The 10,758-nt window shown below is 41.0% G+C and carries 11 protein-coding genes and 1 riboswitch; of the genes, 3 read left to right on the plus strand and 8 right to left on the minus strand.

From position 1 onward, the window contains the following. Positions 1-1,754: KxYKxGKxW signal peptide domain-containing protein (locus tag AC6UC9_RS06845; RefSeq protein WP_500701532.1), on the minus strand; the 1,754-nt coding region annotated here is incomplete at its 3' end. 659 nt (positions 1,755-2,413) lie between these two features. On the opposite strand from AC6UC9_RS06845, the gene AC6UC9_RS06850 reads away from it, so the two are divergent. Then, positions 2,414-2,947: a hypothetical protein gene (locus tag AC6UC9_RS06850; protein WP_500694586.1), complete on the plus strand. Its 534-nt coding sequence runs from the start codon at positions 2,414-2,416 to the stop codon at positions 2,945-2,947. 71 nt (positions 2,948-3,018) lie between these two features. Here the strand turns inward: AC6UC9_RS06850 and AC6UC9_RS06855 are convergent, their stop codons facing one another. The 6 genes from AC6UC9_RS06855 to AC6UC9_RS06880 all read right to left on the minus strand — a co-directional run bounded on the left by AC6UC9_RS06855 (position 3,019) and on the right by AC6UC9_RS06880 (position 7,119). Beyond that, the gene (locus AC6UC9_RS06855) at positions 3,019-3,648 is read right to left on the minus strand and encodes a class A sortase (RefSeq protein ID WP_500696313.1); all 630 of its coding nucleotides are present in this window, start codon (positions 3,646-3,648) and stop codon (positions 3,019-3,021) included. A 71-nt stretch (positions 3,649-3,719) separates the two neighbouring features. Next, positions 3,720-4,868 carry a glycerate kinase family protein gene (locus tag AC6UC9_RS06860; RefSeq protein WP_500701533.1) on the minus strand — a complete coding sequence of 383 codons (1,149 nt, stop codon included), beginning with the start codon at positions 4,866-4,868 and terminating at the stop codon, positions 3,720-3,722. Positions 4,869-4,965: 97 nt separating this feature from the next. After that, complete coding sequence (locus tag AC6UC9_RS06865) at positions 4,966-5,205, minus strand: DUF2922 domain-containing protein (RefSeq protein ID WP_500696311.1); 240 nt, start codon at positions 5,203-5,205, stop codon at positions 4,966-4,968. Between the two features lie 14 nt (positions 5,206-5,219). Beyond that, positions 5,220-5,423 carry a DUF1659 domain-containing protein gene (locus AC6UC9_RS06870; RefSeq protein ID WP_500694590.1) on the minus strand — a complete coding sequence of 68 codons (204 nt, stop codon included), beginning with the start codon at positions 5,421-5,423 and terminating at the stop codon, positions 5,220-5,222. A 68-nt stretch (positions 5,424-5,491) separates the two neighbouring features. Further along, positions 5,492-6,007: a sigma-70 family RNA polymerase sigma factor gene (locus tag AC6UC9_RS06875; protein WP_500701534.1), complete on the minus strand. Its 516-nt coding sequence runs from the start codon at positions 6,005-6,007 to the stop codon at positions 5,492-5,494. A 188-nt stretch (positions 6,008-6,195) separates the two neighbouring features. Continuing rightward, complete coding sequence (locus AC6UC9_RS06880) at positions 6,196-7,119, minus strand: prenyltransferase (protein ID WP_500701535.1); 924 nt, start codon at positions 7,117-7,119, stop codon at positions 6,196-6,198. Between the two features lie 276 nt (positions 7,120-7,395). Between AC6UC9_RS06880 and AC6UC9_RS06885 the strand changes: the two genes are divergently transcribed. Continuing rightward, on the plus strand, positions 7,396-7,992 hold the full coding sequence (locus AC6UC9_RS06885) for a hypothetical protein (RefSeq protein ID WP_500694593.1): 597 nt from the start codon (positions 7,396-7,398) through the stop codon (positions 7,990-7,992). Between the two features lie 553 nt (positions 7,993-8,545). Then, positions 8,546-8,643, plus strand: a riboswitch (THF riboswitch). Positions 8,644-8,690: 47 nt separating this feature from the next. Continuing rightward, positions 8,691-9,236 carry a folate family ECF transporter S component gene (locus AC6UC9_RS06890; RefSeq protein WP_500696001.1) on the plus strand — a complete coding sequence of 182 codons (546 nt, stop codon included), beginning with the start codon at positions 8,691-8,693 and terminating at the stop codon, positions 9,234-9,236. A gap of 103 nt (positions 9,237-9,339) precedes the next feature. Here the strand turns inward: AC6UC9_RS06890 and AC6UC9_RS06895 are convergent. Continuing rightward, positions 9,340-10,758, minus strand: a 1,419-nt coding sequence (locus AC6UC9_RS06895; RefSeq protein WP_500701536.1) for an LPXTG cell wall anchor domain-containing protein, incomplete at its 5' end; no start/stop codon positions are given.

Consider the following 10,758-nt stretch of genomic DNA (forward strand, 5'->3'; position numbering starts at 1 on the left):
TTGGAATCAACTGGAACTAATTTTCCCAGTTGAGCAACTTGATAATCGATCTTACGAGTTTGTGGAACATAAATTGGGGTAAGAACCACAACTCCATATCCAGGAATATCCCATGAATACTGTTTAGTTGTTGGGTCATAGTTATAACTAGCATCAATATGGTAGGTCGTCTGACCATCACTACCAGGAACGAGGTTTCCGTCTTTATCCGTTAATTGAACACTCATTCCACCATGATCATCAGTTTCAGTATAGGTTACCTCGTAACCTTGTTTCAGATGTGAAACCCACTTAGTCCCAACTACACCAAAACTTGAAATGGTTCCTGTAGCATTTGATGGCTCGGTAGAAATGTAATAAGTGGTGGGAATTTCTGGTGGCATGCCGGTAATATCATATGACTGACCCGCCATTCCAGTGAACTGATGGGTAGCCATGACTTCGCCAGTGTCCTTATTTGTCCACGTAACTGTCGAAGTAACTTTATCTGGAGTATAGGAATTCATAGCTCCAAGATTGGCATCCACTCCGGCTGGGTTATTATAGAACCAGTTTTTTCTGAAAACATACTGTTCAGGATTATCGCCTTCAAATCCCATCGAACTATAGTTATTGCTCCATCTTTTATACTGTATTCCATTAATATAATCGGAGTTAGCTACTTCGCCGTCTTGATTAAGAACATAGGTTTTAAGAAGGTTCCCGTCAGCGTCAATTTCATTTACATAAACAATACCGTCACCAGTACGATCAGTTGACCAAACAATCCATTTTACTTTGTTAGTATTGGCAGCATTTTTCACAGTGACAAAACCATACGTAAAATGATCAGAGTTTGGATCAATCCAAGGAACACCATAAGACTTGTAGTCTGGATCACTAACAGTGATCTTAAATGGTTCAGCAGCAAGATCAGTAGTGGCATTCTTTAGCTGATTCTGGGGATCATTGGTGGCTAAAGCTGCCGCCGTTTGCTTCATGGTTGCTGCTTGATCATCAGTCTTTTGGTTAGCATCTACCGCAGCGTCTGGCTTATTTGCTGTGTTATCACTTGTAGCTGCCTCCTGGTCAGACTTTTGATCGGCTGATGGGTCCTTTAAGGCATCGGCTTCCTTGTTTGCCACATCATCATTTTTAGTGGCATCAGCTTTTTTATCAGAAGACTGGTCCTGTGATGCATCATTCTTCTGACTTGAAGCATCGTCACTCTTATTGGCGTCTTGGTCTTTTGCTGAGTCAGCCTTTTGATTGGTAGTGTTGTCATTTTTAGTGGCATCAGCGTCAGCTTGCTTGTCTGGTGTGGTGTCATTGTTTTTTGTTATGTTTTGATCAGAGTTTGTTGAATCGGTTTTTTGACTGGTTGTGTCATCACTTTTAGTGGTGCTTTGATCGGTTGTCTGATTTTGTGATGAATCGGTTTGCTTAGCTGAAGCGTCATCATTCTTAGCTGGGTCTTGAGCAGCAGTAACATTTTGGTTACTTGCTGCCTCATCACTCTTGGTGACGTTCTGTTCAGTTGCCGGATCATTGGTAGTCTGATTTTGCGGTACTGTTACTTGTTTATCAGACGAATCACTATTTTGTGAATTCATCTGAGCGTTGTTAGTAACGTCCGCTTTCACATTATGTTGGTTAGACATAAGGATTCCGCCTGAAATCCCGGCTGAAAACATCGTGACTGTAATGGCACTGAACAGCCATCGTTTACCAGCCTTATACATCTTATAATGTGTTTTGCTATCACGATTAAACATATAAGTAAAAACCTGCCCTTCTAATTTCAAATTAATCTATACTTACCGGCTAACTAAGCCTGAAGCAATTATTGCACAAATCGAAATTGAATTGAACACAATTGCATTTTACACAACGTGTGTAAAATACTGTCATAATAGGCTTTTATTTAGTCTAACGTCATGTGTCTAGTCCCACATAATACTCATTATGTGTAAATAATCACCAAAAAATGTAATGTTTTTGTAACATTAATACTATATATTTAAAAGCAGTAACAAAACTCACTTTCAATCTAAGAAGTAAGTTAAAAAGTACATAAGTACTTTTGTTTCATGGAAATCACAACTAGCACCCACGTAACTAGTAGATCAGCTAATCAAATTAATTCCACCAGAACAAGTATGTGAAACCTTTAAAAAAATTTAATTTGTTATGTACGATCGAGTCCAAAAATAAGAATACTTCTTGTGATGTACATAAAAACTGATTTATAAAGTTTACATCCGTACTCATGCAGGAAACTATAAAGGATATCATATTATAATTGCTATAATACAATTCACATTCAATGGTCGCTTAATGTGTAAAAAGCCTTAATTATCCAAAAGAGTTAGAACAACTCTCGCTAGTGAGTAACTCTCTTAGAATGATTTATATCAAAATTCTGGAGAAAAATATGGCAACCAATGTAACCAAGGACTTAATCGCAAACGAATTTCTAATTCAAGCTAGTCACAAAAGCATCTTTGATATCAACGTGAAATCACTAACAGACTCGGCTGGCGTATCAAGAAAGTCCTTTTATAATAATTTCGAAAGCATTGATGATTTAATCACTTACATTCAAACCACATTATGCAATCAAATTGACGAGGAATTTAATAAGGAAAGTGATCCAGACGACACCTACGTCAATAATTTGATTAATTGCCTACCGGAGCTTGTGTATAAGTATCGCGATCAGATTCGTGTCCTACTCAAACCAAGCCTCAAGGGGATTTTCATGGCTTTTTTACTGAAAAAGTATAAAAGTAACATTATGAACAACTCACCCAACTTTCACGTTAAACAAAAGATTCCCAAAAATATGATTATGAATCTGCAGGCTCAGGCCTTTTTCTTTATTTTGGAGATGTGGATTACCAGTCCAGTCCCAGAAGCACCCCAATCTTTTGAAAAGAAACTTCGCGAATACTTTCAAGACAATTGATATTATCAACTCACGACACAAAAATACCGTGTCGTTATTAGACTAATAACGACACGGTATTTTATTTTGAACTATTTAATTAATTTACCGGACACAATCAACCGTTTGGTTTCACCCGGATTCCCAGAAGCACACGTGACTAGCGTGATTTCTTTTTGGTTGCCATTATCATTAATCACCGAGATGTCATCTTCAGAGACAATCTTCTTACTGGTAATCTTGTAGGTATACTTCTTACTAGGATTGGAAAGGTAGATTTTCTGTCCGACCTTTGCTTTTGATAGCGGCGAAAACAACACGTTTGGGTCCTTCATGTGATGACCCGCCAGGACGTAGTTTTTCTCCCCCATCTTTTCGTCCATCTTCATCGTTCCGGCTCCAATCGTTAGATCATCGTCGTTTAGCCCCTTAAAGATGGGTAAATCAATGTTTAAGTCTGGAATCTTGATGCGGCCAATTGCGGGCGACTGTTTGGCCTTTTGACTCTTCATAATGGCGTTCTCGTCGACCGCCTTCACGTTACTAAAATCATAATCGCCCTTACGTTGATTTCCGCGCTTAGCCTCCTGCTTGGTGATACTGTTAGCCTTCTGTCCGCCTTGGTATCCAACCCACCATGAAGTAATCTGAGAATTAAAGACCAGACCAAGCCCGACAACGACCAGGACCACAATTAGAAGGTTCCAAAAAAATTTTTTCATTTTCCTACCGCCATTTCGTAAACGTACTCCACTACTACATACGCTTATTCTACCTTATTTCTATTTAAAATCTAAAGTTTCGAACTGGCTTTGATAATTCTTATAATATTCTCGGTGGTACGTTCGATGTTTTCGGGTCCCCTTTTAAGGGCTTCCTCCATTGACGTCACTCCGCCTAAGATGTCAATCACCGACGACACTCCAGCATCGTACAGGTCACTAATTCCTTCACCGATGTGACCCGTCTCAACGAAGACCGATTTATGGTATTTCTTGGCCAACTTGGCGACTCCAAAGGGCACCTTACCGAACTTGGTCTGAGCGTCAATACTGCCCTCACCAGTGAAAACGCAGTCGGCGTGCTTAATCTTTTCTTCTAGTCCGACCGTCTGTTCCACAATCTCAATGCCAGGTCGCAATTTGGCTTTTAAAAAGACCATCAGTCCGGCACCAACACCACCAGCGGCACCGCTGCCAGGAACGCTGGTAACGTCCATCCCTAATTTATCGTTAATCACGTGCGCATAACTTCTTAAATTATTGTCCAGTTGCACGACCTGACTAGAGTTGGCACCTTTTTGGGGACCGAACACCGGCGCCGCACCGTTCTTTCCAACCAGTGGGTTAGTCACGTCTGATGCCACCACAAATTCGGTCTCGGCGATCCGATGATCGAGTCCCGCCACCGAAATGTCGGAGATGCGACCGATTGAGGATCCATTTGGAATAATGACCTTTCCATTTTCGTCCATGAACTTGACCCCAAGGGCCGTTGCCATCCCGGTTCCACCATCAACAGTCGCACTGCCACCGATTCCGATGATGATTTTTTGGGCGCCAAAATCCATGGCAGCTCTAATCAACTCACCAGTCCCAAGCGTGGTCGTGATCATCGGATTACGACGGTTTTCGGGAATTAACTCCAGTCCACTGGCCTTCGCCATCTCGATGACCGCGGTCTTGCCGTCACCGAGCATTCCAAAGAATGAATCCACCTTCTGACCAGGAATCGGACCATCAACCGTGACGTCAATCTTCCTTCCATGAGTGGCGTCAACCAGCGTGTCAACGGTCCCTTCACCACCATCAGCCATTGGAACTTTATCGATGTGGGCCGACGGATCAACGTTGATAATGCCCGCCGCCATCGCGCCTGCCACTTGTTTGGCTGACATACTGTCCTTAAATGAATCTGGCGCTAAAACAAACCGTAAACTCATGCTCTTCCTCCTTTCGAACTTGTTCATCCATTAAACCGATTATAACGCACAAAAAAAGCACTTCATATACAATGAAGCGCTTTTCTAAGCTCATAATTTACTTGGTAGCTGGGACTACCGGTGCCTGATAGATCGGATATTTCTTAATTTCCACGTAGCGGGCACAAACCGGTGTGTTGTACAAGTTCACGCCATCCTTTTGAAACATCTCGAGTTTGGCGATGCGGTCCATGGCGTTCTTGACCACTTCTTCGCCTAGAGTACTTGAAGCGTAACTCAACTTAATGGTCTTGACCTTGTTTTGATCTGATTTAAAAACTAATTCTAAGTTTCTCATGTTCATCCTCCTAATTATTCAGCATCCAAAGTATCAGTGGAACTCAACGTTGCCTTTTTAAATGAGTCACCGGATAATTCCGCTAAAATCACACCGAACTGCTTGATCTGATCTTCTGAAACGTTCTGCACCAGGTTGTTAAAGGTGTGTTTGGCGTCAGCGTGACCCTCTCCTGCAAGTGTGTATGTTGCGCTAGTCTTCATCCAATTTCTTTTCATTTTTTCCATCCTCTTCAGTTTATTTTGTTAAGGTAGTTGGCCAACCCCTTACACCTACTAGAAACGAATCAATTTGTAAATGTGTTACCCCAATTGACCTTTTTGATAATGTGTTTGCGCCATTGATACAAAGTTTTTCTGGATACATGAAGTTCTTTCGCAATTGTTGTCATCGACTGGCCGCGATACAACCGTATAACCAGCTGGTGCTCACTTTCGTTCAATCGGTTCAAGACTTCTTCAAACATGATGCGCGTTTCGACATCTTCGCCGCCATCGGAAATAACATCCAGGTCGGTACTATTTTCAACGTCAATTCTGGAACTCTGCCTGGTTTCCTTCTTTAATAGATCCAAAAGGTGCCAGTAAACTCCCTGATAAATGAAATTTAATCGACTCTTATCATCGGTTTGATCACCCGGATAGCGCTGATACGCACTCACAAATGCCAGGCGTCCCTCTGATACCAGGTCCTGATATTGATCGTGAAATGGTTTGATTCCTAAACGTTTCAGTACGCCAAAAATCACAACCTCGTGGTCATCTTCCATTAAAAATCGAAATGCCGTTTGCTCGTTATTCATAAAATTGAATCTCCCTAAAGTAGTTTGATCCAAAGGCCTTTGTATCAAGAACTAGCATAAGGTGGGATGAGAATCAGCACCATCCCGATAAATGGCGGAATTTTGCCGTCAAAAAAGACGCTAGCTAGGCTAACGTCAAGACATCAAATTTAAAGGTGGAATCCATTTTCCAACTCATAGAGATTAATTTAAAAAAGAGCCATTAATAACTGGCAGAACGCTGCCAAAATCAGCGCTAGTAAAATCGCAAAACTACTCTTGACGGAAAGAATGAACGTCCGTTTTTTGTCCTGAACATGGACAAACTTACGCACATGCTGATAAATTACAGGAATCGTGAACAATACCAGTAACGTACTAACCGGAAGTAGCCGCAACCAGACGGTTACAATCACCATGACATAGGTCACAACATAATTACCAGTAAAAACCACTAACGACCACTTTTTCCCGATGAAAGATGCTAGGGTATGACGGTTTAACTGGATGTCTTCTTTTACGTCACAGAGGTTATTGGCAAGCATGATACTAGCAAGCGGAAACAGAGCGAGTGTGGACACCAAAAGGCCATTTAAAAACAGTTGCCAACTAAATTGTGATACCGGCACGTTTACCATGATGACGGTGTAAGTAATCCCCACTCCCATCGTTAGCGAACATGCCATTTCACCAAAGGGCGTGTGAGAGATGGGCAGTGGTCCGCTAGCATACAAATAACTAATAATAAAGCCAATTACACCAATCACTAGTAACCACATCGTAGTCTCAATGAGCAAATAAATGCCCAAGATGGCCGTTAGAAACGCAAAGATCATGGTCGTAATCACTGCCGCCTTAAATGAAATCTTGTTGACCCCTAGTGAATTAGTCTGCTCCCGAAACTTCTTGGCTGCTTTTTTCGAAGTCTTAAAGGCGGAGTGATAATCAGCCAGATTATCCAACGAGTTGGCCATCAACTGGATTAAAAGACACGCTAGTAACAAAATAATAGAATTAAAGACGTCAACTTCCCCGTAATCATAACTGACAAACATTAATCCCAGTAAAAAGGGAATCACGGTTGACACGAGCGAACTCGGTTCCGTTAGGGCAATTAATTTATGAATATTCATTTTAACCTCCGGCTGGATTCGTTAAAGAATCCCGCAAAAATTAATTGGTTGAGAAAAGATGTAATATAGTGAATTTAGTAACAAATGTTAACTATCTAATAAAAATATCTTTTGTTTTGTCAAATCATCTTTTCTAATAAATACTATTATAATAGCACTTTGTAATCATATTTACATAAAACATTTCCGCTCTACTTCATGTTAATTTATAAACAACATATTAGACTTTCACGCTCTAATCCTGCTATATTGAGTGGCACAGAAAGGAGGAATACCATGAAACTAAACGAGCTAAGAGACGCCCAGTACGTGATCGATCTCGTCTTGATGTATCAGGATGCCTATATCAAGAAGCAACAAAAAGAAAGCCTGTACTCATCGCTTCCAGTATGCGAACTTAACGATCATGAAATCATCCGCTTAAATCCATACAACGTCACACCAAACTTTAAAGACAAACGCTCAATTTGGGACTTTGTGCCAAATCACAGTCAACTAAACAAAACAGATGATAACTTTCAGGTCCAAACCGACCAAGTCAAAGACCGTGATGAGGCCAACCGACTAGGATTTATCCGCAACCAATTCTTCAAACAGAAGTGCTACAACGGAGTCAACACCATCGGTGACGAGTTTTCAGGAAACATCACCACGGTCTCAGACGACGAGAGCCAGTTCCACGACCTAATCGACAACCCAATCATGTTAGTAGAGTATGCGCTCAGTTTTATCTCCGCGCTTAATCTTTCCAAACTTGAAAACGCCATTGACGACAACGTTGCCTATCACGTCGAACACTACGATTTAGGTCAGGTCTTTAACTTTGAGATTTTTGCCGATGACGACGATTTTAAAATCATTAGTTTTCAATAATTTAATTTTGTAATCACAATTTAATTTCCAGAGACTAGCGCCCACAGACGGGCACTAGTCTTTTTCTTACGGTTCATAGTACCTCATTATGAACTAAAAATACGTTTAATTTTCTTTTAAAATAATGTATTATTTTTACATATGATCTCAATTAATAATTGGTTCCTGTTAGTATCTTAGATGAATAAATTATTGCGGAGTCTGGTAACTTTTAACAACGGGAGTTCGATTCTTCCCTCTGCACTTAACTACTTATTATGTTTAAATTTTAAAAGTTTAATTACGATCTTTAATATATATGATTTGTACATTCCTCTGGCGGGGCTTTTATAAATAGAAATCATACATAGGTAGTTAATTCCAAAGAGAACTAATCGGAAAGGGACCTTTGATTAATACTTACTTATTAATCAAACCAATTTTCTTATTTTTTCTCTTACCTTAGTCATGGTAGGTCAGCGATGGCTTCGATAATCTGGGTTCGATTCCCAGACTGACCATATTTAACAAAACAATTATCTTAAAAGGAGTATACTTAGAATGTTCTAAAAATTTAGGAGTAGGACCTTGCGCGTTAAGTGTCGGCGGAACGGAATGTGAACGCTGAACGAAAAACTAACAGTTTGCGGTGCTTGGTCCGCATTCGCCACTTTAATTTATGCCAATTTTGGTGGCAGCTCCACTAAGGAGATGTCAGTATGAAGAAAGAATTAGAACATTGGGGGATGCTCCCCCTAAGCACCAAGGGATTAACCTATCTAGCGGTTTTGATGGCCATCAAGATTGTTTTAGGTAAGATTCAGTTTCAGACTAGTTATCTGGAGATTGGATTTGGCTTTATTGCCGCTGTATTTATCGCATGGTGGTTTGGTCCATTCTGGGCCTCCATCTCGGCAGTGATTTTAGATATTCTGCAATCATTTATTAATGGGTACGGCTTTTTCATTGGTTACACTTTTACCGCCGTGTTAGCCGCCCTGATATATAGTTTTGCTTTTTATCACCACCAAAAAATTGGTTGGGTGCGCTTGACGATCACGATGGTAATTGTCACGTTAGTGATTAACGTCTTTTTCAACACCCTCTGGATCTCAATCATGTCCAACACGTCGTTTTTCTATTACCTGCCAATCCGGATTGTCAAAAACATCATCGCAACTCCGATTCAAATCGTAATCCTGTACGTGTTAATGAATAATAGAGTCATTCAGCATATGAAACCAAACGTTTTCAAAAGTAAATAATTAATTGGTTAATAAGGACCCTCAAAGTTCAAAATTTTGGGAGTCCTTTTTAGATTCTAAAAAAGCCACTATCAAATGATAGTGGCTTAAAATTTATCTATTTTTATTTAACGCGGTGTTTTAAATCACGAAGAGCCAAAGCTAAAGCAGAACCAATGAAGCCTAGTCCAATGAGTTCTAAGAAAGTAGCAGTCTTTTGCCCAGTTTGTGGTAAAACGTGCTTGTTTTTCTTAACGCTCTTTTGGTTGGATTGATTAGTTGCTTGAGAAGCTTGCTCACCTTGGGGCTTCATGGTCATTTGATGACCAGCATTAGTGTTTAAAGGTTGATTTTGATTATTTAGTGAAGTAGAAGTGGTTGTTTGCTTACCTCCATTGGCGATCTCACTAGTCGGATTTGTTGACTGATTAGCAGCAGTTGAACTCTGACCTTCGTTACCAGGAACTGATGGAATTTGATCAGAAGGCTTTGAAACGTGGTCACCATGATTGTCTGGAGTTACCGACGATCCAGCGTTATTTGTTGGTTGATTGGGAGCAACTTGACTACCACCGTTATCATTTCCACCTTCGTTATTTGGCGTGCTTGGATTTTCACCATTTCCATCATTGTTGTCATGATTTTCTGGATTAGATGGTTGATTACCACTACCGTTGTTTCCGGATTCGTCAGGGTTGGTAGCGTTCTTAGCCAAAACCGTTACTGGGACAAAGAAGGTTTTACCGTTGGATGCACTAATGGCCACTTGGTACTGACCCGGTACCTGATTGTTAACCTTGGAAGTATCCACTTTAGTAATTGTTGCGGGTGTGCCGTCTTCGTTTGTGGCAGTAGCTCCATACGCTGCGGCGTCAGTAGGAACGTTGTCACCAGCATAGATGGTAATTCCATGAGCGGTAATGTTGGCCTGGTTAGCCAGAACCGTTACGGGTACGAAGAAAGTCTTGCCGTTTGAAGCAGAAATCGCAACTTGGTATTGACCTGGCACCTGATTATTAACCTTCGAAGTATCAATCTTGGTAATTGTTGCTTTGGTACCATCTTCATTTGTGGCAGTGGCACCGTAAGCTGCTGCATCGGTTGGCACGTTGTTGCCAGCATAGATCGTAATGCCGTGAGCCGTGATGTTAGCTTGATTTGCTAAAACAGTGACCGGAACAAAGAACGTCTTGCCATTTGAGGCAGAAATTGCGACTTGATATTGTCCAGGAACCTGGTTGTTAACTTTCGAAGTATCAATCTTAGTAATCGTTGCTTTAGTACCGTCTTCGTTAGTCGCACTGGCACCGTAAGCTGCTGCATCGGTTGGAACGTTATCGCCAGCATAGATGGAAATACCACGGGCGGTGATGTTAGCTTGGTTAGCTAAAACGGTGACTGGTACGAAGAAGGTTTTGCCGTTTGAGGCGGTAATGGATACTTGATACTGTCCAGGAACCTGATTGTTAACTTTCGAAGTATCAATCTTGGTAATCTTTGCGGGAGTTCCATCTTCGTTAGTTGCACTGGCACCGTAAGCTGC

It is taken from the genome of Fructilactobacillus sp. X7R4C1, assembly GCF_059901115.1.